The organism is Burkholderia cepacia GG4 (assembly GCF_000292915.1).
GTDB lineage: Bacteria > Pseudomonadota > Gammaproteobacteria > Burkholderiales > Burkholderiaceae > Burkholderia > Burkholderia cepacia_D.
In genome coordinates this window covers 1925192-1946748 of sequence record NC_018514.1, presented here as the reverse complement: position 1 = coordinate 1946748, position 21557 = coordinate 1925192, and the positions used below count along the sequence as shown (strand labels likewise).

Genomic DNA, 21557 nt, shown 5'->3' with positions numbered 1-21557 from the left:
CACCACGCGCGGCTACCCTCGGAGGGCTCGCATGACTTCAACGAAAGTTCACGTCCATCTGTTTTACGGCGCCGATCCGCGTACCTACCGGAAAGGCGAGAACATCGGCTGCCTGTACGGCTATCACCACGCCGAATCCGACGAATTCCGGCTGACCTATTCGCAGGACCGCCGCGAGAGCCGTGTCGCGAGCCTCGCGCGCCGTGCGCTGAAGGCGGCGCTCGGCTTCGACGTCGTGCACGCCTGGCGCAATCGCGCCGCGCTGCTGGGCACCGACGTGATCTGGACGCACACCGAGCAGGAGCACCTTGCCGCCGCGCTGATCCTGAAGCTCGCCGGCGCACAGGGCAAGCGCCCGCTGCTGCTCGCGCAGAGCGTGTGGTTGTTCGACAAGTGGAATACCTTCGGCGGCCCGCGCCGCTGGCTGTACCGCAAGCTGCTCGCGCGCGCCGATGCACTGACGACGCTCGCCCGCGACAACGCCGAGCTGTGCCGCCGCTACCTCGGACGCGACGCGGAGTTCGTGTACTACGGGCTGAACACGCAGGATTTCCCGCTGGTCGAGCCGCAGCAATGGCAGCCGAACCGGCCGCTGCGGATCGCGGCGATCGGCAACGACCGCGACCGCGACTGGCGCACGTTCCTCGCCGCGTTCGGCGGCGACGAGCGCTACGACGTGCGGCTCGCGACGCGGCGCCGCGTGCCGCGCGAGTGGCATGCGCCGAACGTGAAGATCGGCTCGGCCTCGGGGCTCGCGAAGCAGCACGAGCTGTATGCGTGGGCCGACGTGATCGTCGTGCCGCTGCGGCCGAACTTCCACGCATCGGGCATCACCGTGATGCTCGAGGCGGCGGCGGTCGGCAAGCCGATGATCGTGTCCGACGTGGGCGGGCTCAGCGACTACTTCCCGCACGACACGGCTGCGTATGTGCCGGCGTTCGACGCGCAGGCGATGCGTCAGGCCGCCGATCGTTTCGTGGCCGATCCGGGCGTGGCGCTCGACTGCGCGCGGGCTGCCGCCGCGTGCCTGCGCGACCGCGATCTGACCACGCAGGCGTTCGCCGAGCAGCACGTGCGGATCACGCGCGACATGCTGCGCCGGCGTCGCACGCCGGCGGCCGCGGGCCTGGCAATGCCGCTCGCGGATTCACGCCCGTCGTCACGGTGAGCGCAGATCGATGAGTACGATTGCCGCCGAACGCGCACCGTCGCGCAACCGCAGCTGGTTGCCCGAGCCGAAGCACTGGGTCGGGCAGGCCGGGCTGTGGACGTTTACCGCCGCGCTGATCGCCATTCACCAGGGCAAGGTGCTGACGCTCGCGTTTCCGGTGCTGGCCATCGCGGTCGGCATCTGGCTGTATTTCAAGAGCCCGGCGCGCTACGTCGGCTTCATGTGGTGGGTGTGGTTCCTGAGCCCGGAAGTACGGCGTCTCGCCGACTGGTCGAAGGGCGCATTCACGCCGACGAGCCTGATCCAGGTTGCGCCGCTCGCGGTGACGATGATCGCCGGGTTCGGGCTGCTCAGGCATTACCGCGTGCTCGCCCAGCGGCGCGGGATTCCCGTGCTGCTGATGCTGTTCGGGCTGACGTACGCGTATCTCGTCGGGATCGTGTCGAGCGGCGTGATGGCCGCGACCTACGACCTCGCGAACTGGGTGTACCCGGTGCTGATCGGCTTTCACATCATGGTCAACTCGCGCGACTATCCCGAGTACCGCGACGTACTGCTGTCCACGTTCATGTGGGGCATGCTCGTGATGGGCTTGTACGGGGTCGTGCAGTACTTCGTGATGCCGCAATGGGACGTGCTGTGGATGATCGGTTCGGACATGGGTTCGCAGGGCGAGCCGGTGCCGTACGGCGTTCGGGTATTCAGCACGATGAACTCGTCGGGGCCGTTCGCGTTCGCGATCATGGGCGCGCTGGTGTTCGTGTTCGCGGCGCCGCAGAAGATCCGCTGGTTCGCGGGTGCCGCCGGCTTCGTCTCGTTCGCGCTGTGTCTCGTGCGTTCGACCTGGGGCGGCTGGGTGATCGCGCTCGCGATCCAGCTCGTGCAGTCGAGCAACCGCGTGCGGATGCGGATCCTGATCAGCGGTGTCGTGCTGGTCGGCCTGTGCGTGCCGCTCCTGACCGTCGGGCCGGTGGCCGACCGGCTCGGCCAGCGTCTTCAGTCGATCACGAACCTGAAGGACGACCGCAGCTATGACGACCGCAACAAGTTCTACGCGACCTTCGCGCAAACGGCGTTCACCGACGTCGCCGGCGAAGGGATGGGGGCGACCGGCGCATCCACGAAGCTGTCGAGCGACAGCGGCGAGCTCGGCAAGTACGGCAGCTTCGACAGCGGCGTGATGAACGTGCCGTTCGTGCTCGGCTGGCCCGGCACGCTGCTGTACCTCGCCGGCGTCGTGATGCTGCTCGCCCGCACGCTGCGCGCGGCGTTCAAGTTGCGCAAGGACAAGTTCGTCGGCGCGTGCCTGAGCCTGTGCCTGTCGGTGTTCGCGATGCTCGTGTTCACGAACTCGCTGATCGGCACCGGCGGCCTGCTGCTGTTCACTGCCATTTTTTCAATACTATCCGCGGCGCAATGGCAGAAGGCGCAGCGCCTTCTGGCCGCCGCGCGTTCACGGGGAGGCGACCATTGAGAATCGCGATCGTCACGCATGTCGTGCGTCATAACGACGGGCAGGGCCGCGTCAATTACGAAATCGCACGCGCGGCGCTGGCCGAAAACTATCAAGTCACGCTGGTCGCATCGCATGTCGCGCCCGAGCTGCTGGCCGACCCACGCGTGCGCTGGGTGCCGGTGAAGGTCGGGCGTTTCTGGCCGTCGAATCTTGTCAAGCAGCAGGTGTTCGCGCTGAAGAGCGCGTGGTGGCTGCGCGCGCATCGCAGCGAGTACGACGTGCTGCACGTGAACGGCTTCATCTCGTGGATTCGCGCCGACGTGAATACCGCGCACTTCGTGCACGGCGGCTGGTTCAAGAGCCCGTACTACCCGTTCGGCCTGACGAAGGGGCTGTGGTCGGCCTACCAGTACGTCTATACGCGCGTGAACACCGCGCTGGAACGCTGGGCCTACCGGCGCTCGCGCGCGATCACGGGCGTGTCGCAGAAGGTGGCCGACGAGATCGCCGGGCTCGGCATCGACAGCCGCAAGATCAGCGTGATCTACAACGGTGTCGACGGCAGCGCATTCGCGGGCGCGCAGGCCGATCGCGCGGCGTTCAAGCTGCCGGACGACGCGTTCCTGCTGCTGTTCGTCGGCGATCTGCGCACGCCGCGCAAGAACCTCGGCACCGTGCTGAAGGCGCTGACCAAGCTGCCGGCGAACGTCCACCTCGCGGTGGCCGGCTATCTGCCCGGCAGTCCGTATCCGGACGAGGCGCGCGCGCTCGGCATCGCGTCGCGCGTGCATTTCCTCGGGCTCGTGAAAAACATGCCGACGCTGATGCGCTCGGTCGACGCGTACGTGTTTCCGTCGCGCTACGAAGCGATGAGCCTGTCGCTGCTGGAAGCGATGGCGGCCGGGCTGCCGGTCGTCACCGCCCGCACCGCCGGCGGCGCGGAAATCATCACGCGCGACTGCGGGATCGTGCTGGAGGATCCGGACGATCCGGCCGCGCTCGCGCAGGCGATCGGCTCGCTCGCGGCATCGCGCGACACCTGCCGCGCGATGGGCGACGCGGCCCGCGAACTGATGACCCGTTTCGGCTGGGCCCACATGGGTGCCCAGTACGTCGCGCTCTACCGGCGCATCGGCCAACCCACGCAGCCGTCCGCCTTCGAGCGGGTCGAGCATGCAGTCACGCAGGAGCAGTCGTGATGTCCCAATCTTCCCGGCCGATCAAATCGTTGCAAATCGGCATGCACTGGTTCCCCGAACGCGCGGGCGGCCTCGACCGGATGTACTACTCGCTCGTCGGCGCGCTGCCGGGGGCGGGTGTCGAGGTGCGCGGGCTGGTCGCCGGCTCGCCGAAGGTCGCTGACGACACGGGCGGTGCGATCCAGGGCTTCGGTCCCGCCTCGCAGCCGCTCGCGCGCCGCATGCTCGCCGCGCGTCGCGCGCTGCGCGACGAGATCCGCAGCGAGCGGCCGGACGTGATTTCGTCGCACTTCGCGCTGTACACGTTCCCGGGCCTCGACGTCACGCGCGGGATTCCGCAGGTGTCGCACTTCCAGGGGCCGTGGGCCGACGAAAGCCAGGTCGAGGGCGCCGCGTCGCTCGGGCAGCGCGCGAAGCGCTATCTCGAGCAGGCCGTCTATACGCGCTCGTCGCGCCTGATCGTGCTGTCGCAGGCGTTCGGCCAGATCCTGACGAACCGCTACGGGATCGATCCGTCGCGCGTGCGCGTGATTCCCGGCTGCGTCGATACCGCGCAGTTCGACACGCCGCTCACGCCGGGCGAGGCCCGGCACAAGCTGCAGTTGCCGCAGGACCGGCCGATCGTGCTGGCCGTGCGCCGGCTCGTTCGGCGCATGGGGCTGGAGGACCTGATCGACGCGATCGGTCTCGTCAAGCACCGTCACCCGGACGTGCTGCTGCTGATCGCCGGCAAGGGCAAGATCGGCGAGGAACTGCAGCAGCGCATCGACGAGGCCGGGCTGCAGGACAACGTGAAGCTGCTCGGCTTCGTGCCCGACAACCATCTCGCGGCGCTGTACCGCGCGGCGACGGTCAGCGTCGTGCCGACGGTCGCGCTCGAAGGCTTCGGGCTGATCACGGTCGAATCGCTCGCGTCCGGCACGCCCGTTCTGGTTACGCCGGTCGGTGGGCTGCCGGAGGCGGTCGCCGGGCTGTCCAACGATCTCGTGCTGCCGTCGACAGGCGCGGATGCGATTGCGGAAGGGCTCGGCGGTGCGCTGTCGGGGGCGATCGCATTGCCGGACGAAGCCGCATGCAAGCGCTATGCACGCGATCATTTCGACAACGCGGTGATCGCGCGACGCGTTGCCGGCGTGTACGAAGAGGCGATCCAGGCGGCAGGGTAAGCGAGCGGACCCACCGCCCAGACAATCGGGCCGGCGCACGCGTATGTGTCCGGTTCGCACGCCGGCCGCCCGTTTCGGGCGAGCCGGCTGTTTGCCGTCCGGCGTGCGGCACCGGGCACGCCGTCATGCACGCGCCGTTTTCAACACGCAACACGCAACACACATCACGCACGCCCGAGCGTGCCGATCCATGCGGCGAACGCGGCCGCGCTGACCGCCGCGCCGAGCCCGCAGACGCCTATCCATCCGGCATGCGCATACATCATCGTCGACGCAATCGCGCCGAGCCCGCTGCCGACCGAATAGAACAGCATGTAGCAGCCGACGAGGCGCGCGTGTGCATCGGGCCGCGCGCCGAGGATCATGCTCTGGTTCACGACATGGACGGCCTGCCCGCCGACGTCGAGCAGCACGATACCCACCACCAGCAGCGCGATCGAGCTGCCGCCGAACGCCAGCGGCAGCCATGAGAACGCGAGCAAGGCGAGCGCAGCGCCGGTCGTCGCCTCGCCGAGCCCGCGATCCGCGAGCCGTCCCGCGCGCGCGGCGGCGGCCGCGCCCAATGCGCCGACGAGCCCGAATGCGCCGATCTGCGTATGCGACATCGCATGCGGCGGCGCGCTCAGCGGCAGCACGAGCGCGCTCCAGAAGATGCTGAACGCCGCGAACATCAGCAGCGCGATCGCACCGCGCACGCGCAGCACGCGCTCGTTGCGCAGCAGCGTCACCATCGAACCCAGCAGCGCCGCGTAGCCGATGCGTTCGCGCGGTGCATCTGCAGCGGGCAGCAGCCGCGACAGCGCGACGAGCATCGCGAGCGCGAGCGCGCCCGACACCAGATAGACCGCACGCCAGCCGGCGACATCCGTGACCACACCGGCGAGCGAACGCGCGGCGAGCAGGCCGATCACCACGCCGCCCTGTGCCGCGCCGACCACGCGGCCGCGCTCGCCGGCACCCGCAAGCGCGGCCGAGCACGCGATCAGCCCTTGCGTCATCGCGGTGCCGAGCAGCCCGACCGCGACCATCCCCGCCAGCAGCGCGATTCGCGTCGACGCGGCGGCCACGCCGATGCAGGCCGCCGTCAGCAGCAGAAGCTGAACGGTGATCAGGCGCTTGCGGTTCAGCAGGTCGCCGAGCGGCACGACGAACAGCAGCGCGAGCGCGCAGCCGAGCTGCGTCGCGGTGATGACGCCGCCAACGGCTGCCTGCGACACCCCGAAGTCGCGTGCGATCGAATCCAGCAGCGGCTGCGCGTAGTACACATTCGCGACGCTCGCCGCACAGCAGACGGCCAATAGCGCGACCAGCGCCGTGGACACGCGCGCGCCGTCGGCCGGGCGCGCGGCACGCGATGTCGCGTTCGACGCGACGGTGCCTGAACGACAAGAAGATTCCATGGGTTTCCTTACGCATGTAGTTGCAATTTGAAACCAGTGTGAGTGTAGGAAAAGTAGTTTTAAAATGCAACCTGTGAGGCGCGGGCGGCGGGCCCGCGCACGGATGGCCGGCGGCCCGCGAAGGCGGTCGGCGCGACAGTGGAGAGGAACATGGCCAGGCAGAAAAGTCTTGCGGATTCGCCGTGCCCGGTGGCGCGGGCAACCGATATCGTCGGCGATCGCTGGGCGTTGCTGATCGTGCGCGATGCATTCGACGGCGTGCGGCGGTTCGGCGATTTCCGCGCGAGCCTCGGCGTCGCGAGCAACATCCTGTCGGACCGGCTCCGGATGCTGGTGGACGCCGGCGTGTTCGACGTGGTGCCCGCGTCGGACGGCAGCGCGTATCAGGAGTACGCGTTGACGAAGAAGGGCGAGGGGCTGTTCCCGGTCATCGTGATGCTGCGTCAGTGGGGCGAGGCGAACCTGTTCGGGCGCGGCGAGCCGCATTCGGTGCTGGTCGACCGCAAGACCGGCCGCGCGATCCGCAAGCTCGCGCTGCGGCACGACGACGGCAGGCCGCTGAAGGCGGGGGAGACGGTCGTGCGGAAGGTCGGCGACGAGGCGGGCGCGCCGCGGCGGTGAGCGTTCGGTCGTCGCGCGCGGCCAGGACCTGCGTGACCGCGCGCGCCCGGCGATGGCCGACCGCACACGTTCAATCGGCTGCCGAGGCCGCCTGCCGCGCGGGTGACGCGCCACGATGCGCATCCGGCCGGACCAGCGTCGCGAGCAACGCGGCCGCGATCAGCAGCCCGACCGACACGCCGGTTTCGATGTGCAGGCCCTCGACTGTCTGCCACGCGCCGCCCCCGCCCGCGAGCGCACCGAACGCAGCGACGCCCATCGCGCCGCCGGCCTGACGTGCGGTGTTCAGCACGGCCGATGCGATGCCCGCGCGGTCATGCTCGACCGACGCGAGCACGGCCGTCGTCATCGCCGGCACCGCGAAGCCCATGCCGGCCGGAATCAGCAGGAACGGCACGAGCAGCAGCGCCAGTGGCGTCGACGCTTCGATGAAATGCAGCGATCCGTAACCGAGCGCGGCGACCAGTGCGCCGGCGAGCATCGGCGGGCGCGGGCCGTGGCGCGCGACCGCGCGTCCGCTCGCGAGATTCGCCAGCAGGAAGCCGCCCGTCAGCGGCAGGAACGCAAGCCCCGCCTGCCATGCCGATTCGCCGCGCACCCGCTGCAGGTACAGCGCGAGCACGAACACGGTGCCGTAGTAGGTGAGGTTCACGCAGATCCCGAACGCCACGGCCGCGCTGAACGTGCGGTGGCGGAACAGCGACAGCGGCAGCATCGGCGTCGCCGTGCGCGATTCGACCGCGACAAACGCGAGCGCGGCCAGCGCTGCAAGCGCGAGGCCGCCGGCGACGAGCGGATGCATGAAGCCAAGCGGACGCCACTCGATCACGGCGCCGGTCACCGCGGTCAGCATTCCGATTGCGATGAACTGGCCGCGCAGGTCGAGCGCGCGCATCGAACGCGCCGGCGGTTCCGGTGCGTGCGGTGCAAGCGCGGCGCGACGCGCGGGCACCCAGGCGAATGCGGCCGCCAGCCCCGCGGCACACAGCGGCAGGTTCACGAGAAAGATGCCGCGCCAGCCCCATGCGGCGATGAGCAGGCCGCCCACGACGGGGCCGGCCGCGATTGAGATCGCGCCCGCGGCCGTCCACCAGCCGACCGCGCGTGCACGCAGGTGCGGATCGTGCCGGCAGGCGTCGTTGAGCAGCGCGAGCGAATTGGGCAGCATCGCCGCGGCGCCGACGCCTTGCAGCGCGCGGGCCGCAATCAGCATTGCGGGCGTGATGGCGGCACCGCACGTGAGCGATGCGAGTGCGAACAGCGCGAGGCCGGCGACGTACATGCGGCGCGCGCCGAAGCGGTCGCCGAGCGCGCCGCCCGACAGCATCAGCACCGCGAACGCGAGCGTATAGGCATCGACGACCCACTGCAGGCCGGCGACCGGCAACTGCAGGTGGCGGGCCAGCTGCGCGAGCGCGATGTTGACGATGGTCACGTCGAGTTGCGTGACGACGAAGCCGACGCTGACGGTCGCGACGATGCGGACGAGCGCGGGCGGGAAGGCGGGGGAGCGGGGCGTGTCCATGTACGCATCGTAGGGGGCGTCGGACTGGCGATGGTTCAGGGCGGCGTGAAGTATCGATACCGTCGCCGGATGCCGCGCAATGCGGCGGGATCGTGAGCGGAAACGGCACGCGAGAACGGGCAGCCTGTCGAGCCGTGTCGCTGCTTTCCGGCAGGCGAGTATCGTGCGGCGGGATCGCTCAGTGCCGTTCGCCGCGCCAACGCCCCGGCGCGACGCCGAAGCGCTTCGTGAACGCGTGCGTGAAGGTGCTCTGGTCGGCGAAGCCGACCATGCCGGCGATGTCGACGAGCGGATGGCGGCCGTCGGCGAGCAGTACCACGGCGGCATCGAGCCGCAGCCGCTGCAGGTAGCGATGCGGGGTTTCGCCGAACGCGTCGACGAACAGCTGGTGGAACCGGCGCATCCCGTAGCCGCAGTGCGCGGCGAGATCGGCGATGCGCAGCGGCTCCGCGAGCCGTGCGCGCAGCCAGCGGTCGATGCGTGCGAAATCGAGGCCCGCCGCGGACGCGGCGAGGCCGGCGTCGCCGAGCAGCGCGTCGCACAGACGCGCGGCGGCTTGCCACTGGAAACGGTGCGCGTGCCGTGCGTCGCCGGCCGGCCCGTCGAATTGCGCGGCAGCGGCCGCGACCTGCGCGACGAGCGACGTCAGCGCCGGTTCGATCGACACCGCACGCGCGCTGTCGAACAGCCGCTGCGGCACCGCGAGCGATGCCGCGGGCAGGTCGATCACGAGCTGGCGATTGTCGCCGAGGCCGGCGTAATCATGGCGCGCGCCGGCCGGGATCAACCAGGCCGCGTGCCGGTCGATGCGCTGGCCGACGCCGTCCACCGCCATCACCATCGCGCCATCGACACCGAGCACGACCTGGTGGAAGTCGTGCACGTCGGACGCTTCGCACGTGTCGTAACGGCGCAGCGCGATGGCGGGAGACGGGATGGGGTCCATCGGAAGGGCGTCGGCTGGCGGCGTCGTCAGACGGCGAGCAGTTCGACTTCGAACACGAGCGTCGCGTTCGGCGGAATCACGCCGCCTGCACCGCGCGGGCCGTAGCCGAGTTGCGGCGGAATCGTCAGGCGACGCACGCCGCCGACCTTCATGCCTTGCACGCCTTCGTCCCAGCCCTTGATGACCATGCCGCCGCCGAGCACGAACGCGAACGGATCGTTGCGGTCCTTGCTCGAATCGAATTTCTGACCATCGGTCAGCCAGCCCGTGTAGTGCACGCTGACGGTCTTGCCGGCTTGCGCTTCAGCGCCGGTGCCTTCGGTCAGTTCTTCGATTTTGAGGCCCGATGCGGTCGTGGTGACAGTCATGACTTCTCCTGAAAAGGGGTGAGTAAAACCGCTATTGTAGGCGAGCGCGCACGGGGCCGCCGCACGCGGTGAAGGCCCGGCCGCCCGCCTGTCACGCGTCGGTCGCGACGGTGATGACGCGTTTCGCCCGAAACGCAAATGGAACGCGCGTTTGAATGTCTCGCGCACCGGATCAATGAGGTTGCACCGCGTGAACGGCGCGCGCGTATGAATCGGTGCCGTCCGGCCGATTCGCGCCGCGTCGCGCGCCGTCGCGCCTTCCCGTGAAACGCCCGTGACACGGGGCTTTCACACCGATTGCAGGCCGCGCGGGCAGCGCCCGCATGGCGGTCGCGATCCGGCAAGCGCGTTCGAATTGCGGCCCGCCCGGACGCCGTTCGATCGCCGTTTTTTCCGTGCTGCCGAACGCCCCCCGTTTGGAAGCGCGCGTCTACCGCGCGGCTTGCTCGCGGCGCCGGCCGGGGCCTATCTTTACAGCTATCGATGTCAAGGTTTCGGCGGTGCGTGATGCACCCGCCGACCCGAGCCGGCAAGACCGCCACGGCTGGCGGGCCGCCCGAAAACAAGGAGAACGACCACCATGAAGTCAGCCGCTTCCGCCACCGCAGCCGAGGTGATGCCGGTACGCCGCGACCTGCGTTTCGACCTGCCGGTCGAACGCGCGAAGGACTGGCACCGGCTCGGTCCGCACGTGACCCACTTCTTCAACGCGCTGTCGCTGCTGTTTCCGGCCGGCGAACGCTTCTTCATGGATTCGGTGCGCAACTATCGCGACCGCATCGACGATCCGGTGCTCAAGCGGCAGGTGCTGGGCTTCATCGGCCAGGAGGCGATGCATACGCGCGAGCATGTCGAATACAACGAACTGCTGCAGGCGAACCGCCTGCCCGCGCGCAAGCTCGACCAGCGCGTGTGGGCGGTGCTCGGCTTCATGAAGCGCAAGCTGCCGCATTCGGTGCAGCTCGCGCACACGGTCGCGGCCGAACATTACACGGCGATGCTCGCGGACTGGATCCTGCGCGACCCGACGCGTCTCGACGGCTCGGTCGAAGGCTACCGGCAGATGTGGGTCTGGCACGCACTCGAGGAAACCGAACACAAGGCCGTGTCCTACGACGTGTGGAACGCCGTGATGAAGCCGGGCCTGCGTCGCTACCTGATCCGCGTCGGCGTGTACCTGCTGACGTCGCTGACGTTCTGGCCGACCGTGTTCCTGATGCACGTGACGCTGCTGTGGCGCGATCGCGGCGCCGGCCATCACGTGCGTGGCCTGCTGCGCACGCTCGCGTTCCTGTACGGGCCGCGGCGCGGGCTGTTTCCGCGCATCGCGCGTGAATGGCTGAGCTTTTTGCGGCCCGGTTTCCATCCGTGGGACCATGACAACCGCCATTATCTCGCCCGGGTCGACGCGCTCGTCGCCGCGTATGGCGAACACGACGACACGCCGGCCGGTCGCGGCCGCGCCAACGCGCTCGCGCCGCTCGCAGCGGGGCGCTGACACATTCGCCGCGCCGCGCGGCACGTGTTGCGTTCGTGCATCAGGCGGTTTCATCTGACGATTGACTGCCGTCAAGCGGAAACGGTTGCGCGTGCCGCTGCCCGCTCGTGCCGACCGCATGCGCCGCCCTATACCGCCGGGCCGGTTCCGGGTGTGCGGCCTCGCATGCGTCGCCGCGCGCCAGCGCCGGCGCGGCTTCGCGCGTTCGGCGCCCGCGCGGCCGCGCTTCTCGGCCCCCGCGCCACCGGGATAACACCCATCTAGCCGCGCATCGGCGGCATCGATATACCTTTCATGAAACGATCGATCCCGACGAGCGATTATTGTGCTGGGGGATTTTATTCGGACGGAAATACGGCCAATATGTCGGTTCGATCGAGGTCCGTCGTATGCGGCGGCGAGCCGGCGCACGATACCAACGCCAAGCGGGGAACAACGATGGTTGCAAGGTCACCCGACGCACAGGGGACGGCGGCGCCCGAGATGCCGCCCGTATCCGTCACCGCGCCCGAGGCCGGGCGCAAGCTGTTCGTGATCATGCGCTCGCCGGACGAGCCGCTGCTGGCGCAACTGCGTGAGCTCGGCTGGGAGATCGCGGTGGCGAAGACGGCCGGCGCCGCGCAGAACATGACGTCCGGCGTGGGCGTCGCCGCCGGGCTCGTCGATTTCACGGGCTTCACGTCGCGCGACTACCCGGCGCTGAAGGCGTGCCTGAGCCAGCCGGCAATCGGCTGGATTTCCGTCGCGCAGGCCGGCATCACGATCGGCGTCGCCGTGCGCGAGCTGATCCGCAGCTACTGCTTCGACTACGTGACGCTGCCGTTGCCGTATGAATGGATTTCGCACGTGCTCGGCCACGCGCGCGGGATGGCCGCGCTCGACCGCGTCGACGGCGCGGCCTATGCGGCGTCGATCGGCGAGCACGGCATGATCGGCAACTGCGAGGCGATGCAGCAGCTGTTCAGCACGATCCGCAAGGTCGCCAAGACCGACGCGAGCGTGTTCATCTCCGGCGAGTCGGGCACCGGCAAGGAACTGACGGCGCTCGCGATCCACGAGCGCTCGGCGCGCGGCAAGGGGCCGTTCGTCGCGATCAACTGCGGTGCGATTCCGCATCATCTGCTGCAGTCGGAACTGTTCGGCTATGAGCGCGGCGCGTTCACCGGCGCGAACCAGCGGCGCGTGGGCCGGATCGAGTCCGCGAACGGCGGCACGCTGTTTCTCGACGAAATCGGCGACATGCCCGTCGAAAGCCAGGCGAGCCTGCTGCGCTTCCTGCAGGAAGGGAAGATCGAGCGGCTCGGCGGGCAGGAGTCGTTTCCGGTCGACGTGCGGATCATCTCGGCGACCCACGTCGATCTCGACGGCGCGGTCGAAGCCGGACGCTTCCGCGCGGACCTCTATCACCGGCTCTGCGTGCTGCGCATCCACGAGCCGCCGCTGCGCGCGCGCGGCAAGGATATCGACATCCTCGCGCATTACGTGCTGCAGAAATACAAGGCCGACAGCGGCCGCAAGATCAGCGGCTTCACGTCGGCCGCGCTCGACTCGATGCGCCGCTACGAGTGGCCTGGCAATGTGCGCGAGCTGATCAATCGCGTGCGCCGCGCGATCGTGATGGCCGAGAGCCGGCTGCTGACGCCGCATGATCTCGGACTCGAGACACCCGGTGAAACGGAGCCCGTGACGCTCGAACAGGCGCGCTCGCTCGCCGAGCGCATCGCGATCGAGAACGCGCTGTTGCGCAACGATCACCGGATCAACAAGGCCGCCGCCGAACTCGGCATCTCGCGCGTGACGCTCTACCGGATGATGATCGAGCACGGGCTCAACGATCACGACAACAACGGCGACAACGGCGGGAAGGACGGCGCGCCGTCCGGTGACGAGGACCACCAGCGGGTCGGCTGAACCGCGGTCGGGGAGCCGCGTTGCCGGCCCGTGCGTGTGCGTCCGGGCGCATGTAAAGCGCGTGAAACGTTTCGTGCCGGCGGCCGCGCAAACCGGTGCGGCAAACGCGGGCGGCGGCCCGCCGCGCGCGCCGGGAAAATTTTCCGCATCATCGGTGCGCCTTGTCCCGCAAGGCGTTGCCGCGGCAGGGCAGAAGCCTTCCGCGCGCCGCATGTTTCAGTTTCGCAACGTCCTGCATGACCCGCCTGGCCCGGCCGCGGGTTGGTCCGACGAAACCCTTGTGCCGACGGGCCTGCGCGAAGCTGGCCCGCTCCTTGCGAATATCCACGTGCGAAAGTCGACGACGTCGCGTCCGGCCGGTTCGGCAGCGAACCATGCGAGGGCCGACCAGGACGCAGTCCACGGGGATGCACGGCGGGACGGGCTACGCAGCCGTGTTCCGCCCGGCACGGGCCGTCGTCGGATCGTCGGAGCACCGGCGTCGTCCGGTTGCCGAAACAAGCAACAGACCTAGAACGGGGTACAAAAAATGAACGATCGCCACACGCCGCGGCCGGCAGGCCGCGATCGCAGTGATTCGACGCATCGCCGCTCGACCACGCGTCTTGCCGCCGGCCGGCATGCATCGACTGGCCATCTCTCCGCGCCTGGTGCGAGGCGGATCCGGCTGATTCCCGGTCATCCGCGCCGGCTCGGTACCTTCCTGCTTGCCAACCCGATCCGCATGGGCATGTGCACTCGGGCGCCGGTTCCCCGGCGCCCGGTCTTCGCGTATTGACGTCGAACGCCTGCGGTCGCCGGCAGAGGCAACCGTTGGCTATCCGAATGAGCTGCGGCATCGGGCTGCGCGACACGGACGATGAAGCCGGCGCGACGGCCAACGGCGGCGGGACGTCGCCGTCCGGCGCTCAGGGAGGGGCGGTCGGGCCGCGCGCGGCGGGCAGCTTGCCCGTACGCGCGCGACGCCGCTTCAGCCGCCGTAGACGTCGAAGTCGAAATACTTCGACGCGAGCCGCTTGTAGGTGCCGTCCTTGACCATCTCGAGGATCGCGCGGTCGATCTTCGCCTTCAGGTCGGTGTCTTCCTTGCGCAGCCCGATGCCGGCACCGACGCCGAGCACCTTATCGTCGATGAGCTCGGGCCCGACGAACTGGTAGCCTGCGCCGCGCGGTGACTTCAGGAACCCGATCGCGGCCTGCACCTCGTCCTGCAGCGCGGCGTCGAGGCGGCCCGATGTGAGGTCCGCATAAACGCCGTCCTGGTTCTGGTACGACACGACGTTCGCACCTTGCTTCGCCCAGTACGCCTTCGCATACGCTTCCTGCGTCGTGCCCTGCTCGACGCCGATCGACTTGCCCTTCAGCGATTCGGGTGTCGGCAGCAGCGGCGAGCCCTTTTTCACGACGAGCCGGGTCGGCTGGTTGTAGATCTTCGTCGTGAAGCCGATCTGCTCCGCGCGCTGCGGCGTGATCGACATCGACGACAGCACCGCGTCGAACTTCTTCGCCTTCAGCGCCGGGATCATCCCGTCGAAATCGTTCTCGAGCCACACGCACTTCGCCTTCAGCCGCGCACAGATCTCGTTGCCGAGGTCGATGTCGAAGCCGACGAGCTTGCCGTCGGGCGCCTTCGACTCGAACGGCGCGTAGCTGGCGTCGGTGCCGAAGCGCAGCGTGGTCCAGTCCTTCGCGACGGCGGGGCCTGCAGATACCGCGAGCAGGGCGATCGAAACGGCGGCAATCAGTCTCTTCATGGTGGTTCCTTGGCGTGGACTATCCGGTTCTGGGCGACACGGTTGCTGCAGACCCGCACCGCGTTCCGGCGCGCTGTCAGCACGACCATTAACGCAGAAAATAAAATCGCAGTCCAGAATGGACAAAAAAATATCGTTCGGCCGGACGTTACGGGGAGACTGCGGGTGTCGACCCTTGCAAAAATGCGAAAATAGACTAATCTTGTTAGTAAATTCGTTTTGAGACTAACGATCATGTCACAGCCCGCCTTCGATCCGCATTCCGCCCCGCGGCAGGCTTCGGTCGCGCAGATGTCGGCGGCCGGCCTGCGGGCGTTTTTCAACATCGCGCGCGACTGGGAGCTGACGATCGACGAACAGATCGTGCTGCTCGGGTCGCCCGGCCGTTCGACGTTCTTCAAGTGGAAGGCGGCGCCCGAATCGGCGCGCCTGCCGCGCGATACGCTCGAGCGGCTATCGCTGCTGCTCGGCATCTACAAGGCACTGCAGATCCTGCTGCCGCAGCCGGCTGCGGCCGACGCGTGGGTCAAGCGGCCCAACGACGCGGCCCCGTTCGGCGGCAAGCGTGCGCTCGACCGGATGCTGGCCGGCAACGTCGGCGACCTGGTCGCCGTCCGGCAATACCTCGACGCGATGCGGGGTGGCTGGGCGTGAGGATGCCGATCGAAACGCAACCCTGGCCCACGACCGTCGTCGACTGGGCACCTGCCTATCGCGTGATTCCCACCCGTTTTCCGGCCATCAACCTGTTCGACCGCGTCGCATCGGCCGAGGATTTCGATGCGCTCTACGCGCTCGAATCGCTGACCAATGACCGCATCCGCCATGAAGTCGGCACGCTCGAACTCGTGCCGCCGGCCGAGCGCCGCTACGGCCAGGGCTGGGGGCCGATCATGGCCGCGTTCACGCACCTGAATCCGCAGGGCAGCCGCTTTTCCGACGGCAGCTACGGCGTGTTCTACTGCGGGCGCACGCGCGATACGGCGATCGCCGAAACGCGCTATCACAGCGGGCTGTTCCTGGCCGCGACGAAGGAACCGCCGATGCGCCAGCAGATGCGGCTCTACACGGTGGTCGCGCAGGGTGACGTGACCGATGTGCGCACGTGGCCGCAGCGCAGCCCCACGTTGCTCGATTCGCACGATTACAGCGCGGGGCAGGCGCTCGGCCGCGCGGTGCGCAATGCCGGCGGCGCGGGGATCGTCTACCCGTCGGTGCGCGACCTGCGCGGCGAGTGTCTCGCCGCGTTCCGCACGACCCTGCTGCGCGACTGTCATCACGCGGCGTATCTCGAATACAACTGGAACGGCTCCACGGTCGATGCGGTGTTCGAACTGAACCAGGTCGGCTAGCAGGGCGTCCACGCAAACGCGCGCCGGCGCCGGTGATCGACGTTCGATGGCCTCAGGGCAGCGGCAGGTCGCCCGCATGACGGGCGCGTGCGTCGGCCTGCGCAAGCGACCAGGTAGCGCCCGTGCGCGGCTCGACGATCGTCAGGCGTCCCGACGGCGCGAACGCACCCGTATCGATGAACCATTGCGCGCCGATGCGCTGCGGCGCACGCACGGGCGTGTGGCCGGTGCAGGTCAGCGACAGGCCGGTCTGCCGGGCCGGATCGGCCAGCCCCTGGATCAGGTCGCGCCCCCAGATCAGCCGCTCGCGCACGTCGTGCGTATAGCTGCCCGTATCGAGCTCGGCATCCGCACCGAAGAATTCCGCATGCAGCACGTTGAAGCGCGCGGCGCCATCGCCGACCACGCGCACGAGCGGCAGCGCGTCGACGCGCGCCGCATGCGCGTGCAACCGCTCCGGCGGCAGGTCGGCGCCCCAGTCGCCACCGATCCCGCGCCATGCATCGGGCGGCAGCTTGCCGCGCGACACGAGGCTCAGCACCTCTTCGTGATTGCCGCGCACCACATGGCACCACGGGCGGTCGAGCAGTTCGAGCGCGGTTTCGGACGCGGGGCCGCGGTCGACGAGATCGCCGACCGAGAACAGCCGGTCGCGGGCCGGGTCGAAGCCGATGTCGTGCAGCAGCGCGCGCAGCACGTCGACGCAGCCGTGCAGATCGCCGACGACGAAGTCGCGGCCGGCCGTGTTCGCGGGATGGCGGCACAGGGAGGGAGTCATCTCGATATCTTAGGCGCTCGCGCCCATCGCAACGTCATGCAGGAATGGCGATAATCGGGGCGCTACCCGTCGGCGCGGCGCAGCGGGCCGCTCGCGCGCCGGCCGAACCCTTTCCATTCGCTTTCGGAACGACACGATGACGTTTTATCCGCAGGTCTTACGCAACCGGCCGCGCATGGTCGCCGCATTCGTCGCGGGCGTGCTGTGCGCCGTATTGCTGCCGCTTCCGCTGAGGGCGGCTGCGCGGGCGCTGATCGGCTGGGATTGCGCGGTGTGGCTGTATCTCGTGCTGATGTGGGTGCGCATGGTCACCGCGCATCATCACAAGGTGCGCGAGGTCGCGATCCGCGAGGACGAGAATGCAACGACGGTGCTGACCGTCGTGTGCCTCGCGACGGTCGCGAGCGTCGCCGCGATCGCGATCGAGCTCGCCACCGCAAAGAGCGTCGGCTTTCGCGTCGGGCTCGGCCATTATGCGATCACGGGCGCGACGCTGTTCGGTGCATGGTTCCTGATCCCGACGATCTTCACGTTGCACTATGCGCGGCTCTATTACGGCTCGCCGAGCAGCGATCGCGCGCTGCGCTTTCCGGACAGTCACCCCGAGCCCGATTACTGGGATTTCCTGTATTTCGCGTTCACGCTCGCAGTCGCGTCGCAGACCGCCGACGTGTCGCTCGCGAACCGCGCCGCGCGACGCGCGGTGCTTGCTCAGTCGATTCTGTCGTTCTACTTCAACATGGCCGTGCTCGGGCTGTCGATCAACGTCGCGGCAGGGCTGCTGAGCTGACGCGGGTTATTTGAGGAGTTCGTACGGACCGCCGCGCTCGAGCGCGCGACGGTAGGCGGGCCGCGCGTGAATCGCCGGGAGGAAGCGCGCGATCGCCGGATGCGTGCCGCCGTCGCCGCGCGCCATCGCGGCTTCGAGCGGAAAGCTCATCTGGATGTCGGCCGCGCTGAAGCCGTCGCCGACGAACCAGCCGGTGCGCTTCAGCGTGTCGTCGATATAGCCGAGATGCAGCGCGATCTGCGGATCGATGAAGCCCGATTGCAGCGTCGCGGCGATCTTGCGCGCGATCGGTCGCGCGAAGAACGGCATCGGCGCCTGTGCGATCCGCAGCGCGACGAGCTTCAGCAGCAGCGGCGGCATCGCCGATCCTTCCGCGTAGTGCAGCCAGTACGTGTAGTCGTGCCGCTCGGGCGTGCCGGGCTGCGGCGCGAGACGTCCGCTCCCGTAGCGTTCGACCAGGTACTCGATGATCGCGCCCGATTCGGCGATCGTGCGGCCGTCGTCGGTGACGACGGGCGACTTGCCGAGCGGGTGGATCGCGCGCAGCGCGGGCGGCGCGAGCATGGTCTTCGGATCGCGCTCGTAGCGCACGATCTCGTATGGCACATCCAGTTCTTCGAGCAGCCAGAGCACGCGTTGCGAACGCGAGTTGTTCAGGTGGTGGACGGTCAGCATGTCGAGGCCGGAAGAGGGGCGGCAACGACATCATACCGAGCGCGGATGACGTCGCGCAGGTCGGGCGGATACGCGATTTCCGCGCATGGGCCCGGTGTCTCGCGCGTATCGCGTCACCCGCCGATTCACGCCACCACGCCACCACGTCACCACGTCACCACGTCACCACGTCACCACGTCACCACGCCACCACGCCACCACGCCACCACGCCACCACGCCACCACGCCACCACGCCATCACGCCATCACGCCATCACGCGGCGGTGCGTCGCACCGCGATCCACGCGCCCCAGAACAGGCTCGAAAAGAAACGCAGCGGTCCATCGAAGCCCGCATCGTGCAGCAGCGCGAAGACGGCTTCCTCCGAAGCCGGCGGATCTGCACCCTGCAGGATCTTCGCGAGCTGCGCACGCACGGAATCGGGCGTGGCGCCCTTCATGCGCCAGCGCTGCTGCCATGCATCGAGCAGGCGAGGGTGGTCCGCGTAGCGGCGATAGTTGCCCGCGATCACGAGCGGTGCGCCGGGCTTCAGGCGTCGCGCGATCGCGTCCAGCAGTGCGGCCTTCGCTGCGTCGCCGGGGACGTGATGGAGCACGCCGATCAGCGTCGCGCCGTCGAAGGCCGGCGCATCGGGCAGCGTGTCGATACCGGCCTCGATGAATTCCGTGCGTGCGCCGAAACCGGCCGCTTCCACGTTCGCGCGCGCGAGCGCGAGCATCGGCGCCGACGGATCGACGGCCGTGAACCGCCATCCGGGCTCGAGCGCGGCGGCCACGCAGATCTCCTGGCCCGTGCCGCCCGCGCCCGCGACGAGGATCCGCGCAGCGGCCGTGCCGATCGCCGACGTGAGCATGCACGCGGCGAGTTCGTGGCACGCGTCGTAGCCGGCGAGCGCGATGCGGGATTGTTCGGCGTATTCGTGCGCGCGTGCCGGATCGAATTTCGCGGCGCTGGCGGGAAGCGACATGACGGGTTCCTCGGGTTCGGGGCGCGGACGACGTGTCCGCACGCATCGCAGCGAGCGTAAGCGCGGGGTGGCGGCGCAACAAGGCGAGCGGCCATTCCGGTATGCCGACTACCCGACTCGGCGCGCCGCGCGCGCAAACGTTGGCGGGGTCGATTCGCATTTAAAAATGTGAGGATTCGCTTCGTCATGCTTGCCAAACCGGCGCATACTTTTCTTCCTTCCCCCCTGCCTGGCCGTCGCATGCCGGGCCCGATGCGCCGCGCCGATCGCGCGGCCATGCCGCTCGGCACGCACGAGGAGCGCATCATGTCAGATTGTCCGCACGATCCGTATGCGCAGCACTACATTCACTGCCTGCCGTTCGGCGCGCAGCCCTGCGGCGCGCTCTGTACGACGCCGCGCACGCATTTTCGCGTGTGGGCGCCGGGCAGCGTGCAGGTTCAACTCGAACTCGATACCGGCAACGGCTCGACGCTCGTCCCGATGACGGCGGCCGGTCCCAACTGGTTCGAAGTGTTCGTCGAATGCGGTGCCGGCGCGCGTTACCGCTATCGGCTCGACGATGTCGCGTCGATTCCCGATCCTGCCTCGCGTTCGCAACCCGACGGGCTCAACGGCCCGAGCGAGGTCGTCGATCCGCGCGCGTTCACGTGGCGCAACACGTTCTGGCGCGGGCGTCCGTGGGAAGACATCGCGCTTTATGCGATTCGTCCGCACGCGGTGGGCGGCTTCGACGGCGTACGCCGTCGGCTGCCGCAGCTTGCGCGTCTCGGGGTGACCGCGCTGGAGTTGCTCGCGTCGCCGCACGACAGCCTGCCGTTCGCGCCGCTCGCGGCCGAAGGCGGTCCCGACGCGCTGAAGGCACTGATCGACGACGCGCACGGCTTCGGCCTCGCGGTGCTGCTGGAGCTCGATTACGCGCGCTTCGGCAGCGGCTCCGACGCGCTGCGTCATTACGCGGCGCCGTTCTTCCATACGCGCGACGATCCGCTGCAGGCGCCGCCGCTCGCGCTCGATCACCCGGAAGTCTGTGATTTCTTCTGCGACAACGCGCTGTACTGGATCGACGAATACCGCTGCGACGGGCTGCGGCTGCGCGAGGCCGACCGGATCGGCACGTCGTGGCTGCGCGAGATCGCCGATCGCGTGCGCGCGGCCGTGCCGGCCGATCGGTTCATCCACCTCGTGCTCGGCAGCGAACGCCATCCGGTGCATCTGGCCGACACCCACTTCGATGCGCAGTGGAACGGTTGCGGCGAACGTGCGCTGCATCGCCTGACGGGGCGCGACGTGACGGCCCACGAAGGCATTTCGACGCACCAGTCGATCCACACGCTCGCCCGTGCCTTGACGGCTGCCGGCGCGGCGTTCCAGCCGGCCACATCGGGCGAAGGCGGATTCCCCGACGCAGGCGGACTGTCGCTGACGTCGCTGGTGTTGTCCGACGGCGCATGGCACGAGAGCGACCACGGGCCGGAGCCCGGCCTCGCCGCGCTCGCGCTGTCGCTGCTCACGCCGCAGATCCCGCTGATCTTCGACGAAACTGCGCGCGATGCCGATCGTGCGCATTTCGTGCAGTCAGCCCTCGCGGTGCGTGCGAAGCTGATTGCGCCGCGGCTGTCCGATTGCCGGCCGCAGGACGCGCATACGCTGAAGTCGGGCGGCGACGGCGATGCCGACGCGCTGCTTGCGTCGTGGCGGCTCGCCGACGACGAGACGCTGACCATCGCGTTGAACCTGTCGCCGGAAGCGGTGCCGTTCGATGCGCCGAGAGGGCGGATCGTGTTCGAGACGCCGGCCCGCGCACGCGACCGGGTCGATGAAGGGGAGTTGCCCGCGTATTCGCTCGTCGCGTGGCTGACGGGCGACGTCAACCGGTACGCGCTCACGCACGACGTGCGTCGGATCGACGACGGCGCATGGCGCGCCATGCGTCCCGATCTGAACGCGTGACCCGCCGAAGGTCGGGCGCTGGTGCGCC

General features: G+C 68.8%; 19 protein-coding genes. 11 read left to right on the top strand and 8 right to left on the bottom strand.

The features are described 5' to 3' along the window. Nucleotides 1–31: 31 nt before the first annotated feature. The 4 genes from GEM_RS24345 to GEM_RS24330 are packed head-to-tail and all read left to right on the top strand — an operon-like array spanning nt 32 to nt 4992. Nucleotides 32–1168 carry a glycosyltransferase family 4 protein gene (locus tag GEM_RS24345; protein ID WP_014900068.1) on the top strand — a complete coding sequence of 379 codons (1137 nt, stop codon included), beginning with the start codon at nt 32–34 and terminating at the stop codon, nt 1166–1168. Between the two features lie 10 nt (nt 1169–1178). Beyond that, entirely contained in the window at nt 1179–2645 is a 1467-nt protein-coding gene (locus GEM_RS24340; protein ID WP_014900067.1) for an O-antigen ligase family protein, read from the top strand. Continuing rightward, on the top strand, nt 2642–3826 hold the full coding sequence (locus GEM_RS24335; protein ID WP_014900066.1) for a glycosyltransferase family 4 protein: 1185 nt from the start codon (nt 2642–2644) through the stop codon (nt 3824–3826). The genes GEM_RS24340 and GEM_RS24335 overlap by 4 nt, the downstream gene beginning before the upstream one ends. Continuing rightward, nucleotides 3826–4992, top strand: coding sequence for a glycosyltransferase family 4 protein (locus tag GEM_RS24330; protein WP_014900065.1), 1167 nt, complete (start codon nt 3826–3828; stop codon nt 4990–4992). Before GEM_RS24335 ends, GEM_RS24330 begins: the two co-directional genes overlap by 1 nt. Before the next feature lie 164 nt (nt 4993–5156). Here GEM_RS24330 and GEM_RS24325 read toward each other — a convergent pair whose 3' ends face one another. Beyond that, the gene (locus tag GEM_RS24325) at nt 5157–6392 is read right to left on the bottom strand and encodes an MFS transporter (protein ID WP_014900064.1); all 1236 of its coding nucleotides are present in this window, start codon (nt 6390–6392) and stop codon (nt 5157–5159) included. 150 nt (nt 6393–6542) lie between these two features. On the opposite strand from GEM_RS24325, the gene GEM_RS24320 reads away from it, so the two are divergent. Next, entirely contained in the window at nt 6543–7013 is a 471-nt protein-coding gene (locus GEM_RS24320; RefSeq protein WP_014900063.1) for a winged helix-turn-helix transcriptional regulator, read from the top strand. A gap of 70 nt (nt 7014–7083) precedes the next feature. Here GEM_RS24320 and GEM_RS24315 read toward each other — a convergent pair whose 3' ends face one another. From GEM_RS24315 to GEM_RS24305, 3 genes are all read right to left on the bottom strand, one after another. Beyond that, nucleotides 7084–8538, bottom strand: coding sequence for an MFS transporter (locus GEM_RS24315; RefSeq protein ID WP_014900062.1), 1455 nt, complete (start codon nt 8536–8538; stop codon nt 7084–7086). A gap of 178 nt (nt 8539–8716) precedes the next feature. Then, nucleotides 8717–9484, bottom strand: a complete 768-nt coding sequence (locus GEM_RS24310; RefSeq protein ID WP_014900061.1) for an AraC family transcriptional regulator — start codon at nt 9482–9484, stop codon at nt 8717–8719. A 26-nt stretch (nt 9485–9510) separates the two neighbouring features. Continuing rightward, a complete protein-coding gene (locus GEM_RS24305) occupies nt 9511–9852 on the bottom strand; it encodes an FKBP-type peptidyl-prolyl cis-trans isomerase (RefSeq protein WP_014900060.1) in 342 nt (113 codons plus the stop codon). A gap of 580 nt (nt 9853–10432) precedes the next feature. Here GEM_RS24305 and GEM_RS24300 point away from each other — a divergent pair. After that, a complete protein-coding gene (locus GEM_RS24300; RefSeq protein ID WP_014900059.1) occupies nt 10433–11350 on the top strand; it encodes a metal-dependent hydrolase in 918 nt (305 codons plus the stop codon). 438 nt (nt 11351–11788) lie between these two features. After that, nucleotides 11789–13261, top strand: a complete 1473-nt coding sequence (locus GEM_RS24295; protein ID WP_014900058.1) for a sigma-54 dependent transcriptional regulator — start codon at nt 11789–11791, stop codon at nt 13259–13261. A 970-nt stretch (nt 13262–14231) separates the two neighbouring features. Here the strand turns inward: GEM_RS24295 and GEM_RS24290 are convergent. Then, the gene (locus GEM_RS24290; RefSeq protein ID WP_014900056.1) at nt 14232–15014 is read right to left on the bottom strand and encodes an ABC transporter substrate-binding protein; all 783 of its coding nucleotides are present in this window, start codon (nt 15012–15014) and stop codon (nt 14232–14234) included. Nucleotides 15015–15248: 234 nt separating this feature from the next. Between GEM_RS24290 and GEM_RS24285 the strand changes: the two genes are divergently transcribed. After that, nucleotides 15249–15668 (top strand): MbcA/ParS/Xre antitoxin family protein, encoded by a 420-nt coding sequence (locus tag GEM_RS24285; protein ID WP_014900055.1) that lies wholly within the window; start codon nt 15249–15251, stop codon nt 15666–15668. A gap of 2 nt (nt 15669–15670) precedes the next feature. Further along, entirely contained in the window at nt 15671–16366 is a 696-nt protein-coding gene (locus GEM_RS24280) for an RES family NAD+ phosphorylase (RefSeq protein ID WP_014900054.1), read from the top strand. Nucleotides 16367–16418: 52 nt separating this feature from the next. Here the strand turns inward: GEM_RS24280 and GEM_RS24275 are convergent, their stop codons facing one another. After that, entirely contained in the window at nt 16419–17144 is a 726-nt protein-coding gene (locus GEM_RS24275) for a metallophosphoesterase (protein WP_014900053.1), read from the bottom strand. 136 nt (nt 17145–17280) lie between these two features. On the opposite strand from GEM_RS24275, the gene GEM_RS24270 reads away from it, so the two are divergent. After that, nucleotides 17281–17934, top strand: a complete 654-nt coding sequence (locus tag GEM_RS24270; RefSeq protein ID WP_014900052.1) for a DUF1345 domain-containing protein — start codon at nt 17281–17283, stop codon at nt 17932–17934. A gap of 6 nt (nt 17935–17940) precedes the next feature. Here the strand turns inward: GEM_RS24270 and GEM_RS24265 are convergent, their stop codons facing one another. Both GEM_RS24265 and GEM_RS24260 read right to left on the bottom strand, forming a co-directional pair. Beyond that, the gene (locus tag GEM_RS24265) at nt 17941–18609 is read right to left on the bottom strand and encodes a glutathione S-transferase (protein ID WP_014900051.1); all 669 of its coding nucleotides are present in this window, start codon (nt 18607–18609) and stop codon (nt 17941–17943) included. A gap of 253 nt (nt 18610–18862) precedes the next feature. After that, nucleotides 18863–19576, bottom strand: a complete 714-nt coding sequence (locus tag GEM_RS24260) for a class I SAM-dependent methyltransferase (protein ID WP_014900050.1) — start codon at nt 19574–19576, stop codon at nt 18863–18865. Nucleotides 19577–19882: 306 nt separating this feature from the next. On the opposite strand from GEM_RS24260, the gene GEM_RS24255 reads away from it, so the two are divergent. Further along, a complete protein-coding gene (locus GEM_RS24255; protein ID WP_014900049.1) occupies nt 19883–21529 on the top strand; it encodes a DUF3459 domain-containing protein in 1647 nt (548 codons plus the stop codon). The last annotated feature ends 28 nt before the right edge of the window (nt 21530–21557 follow it).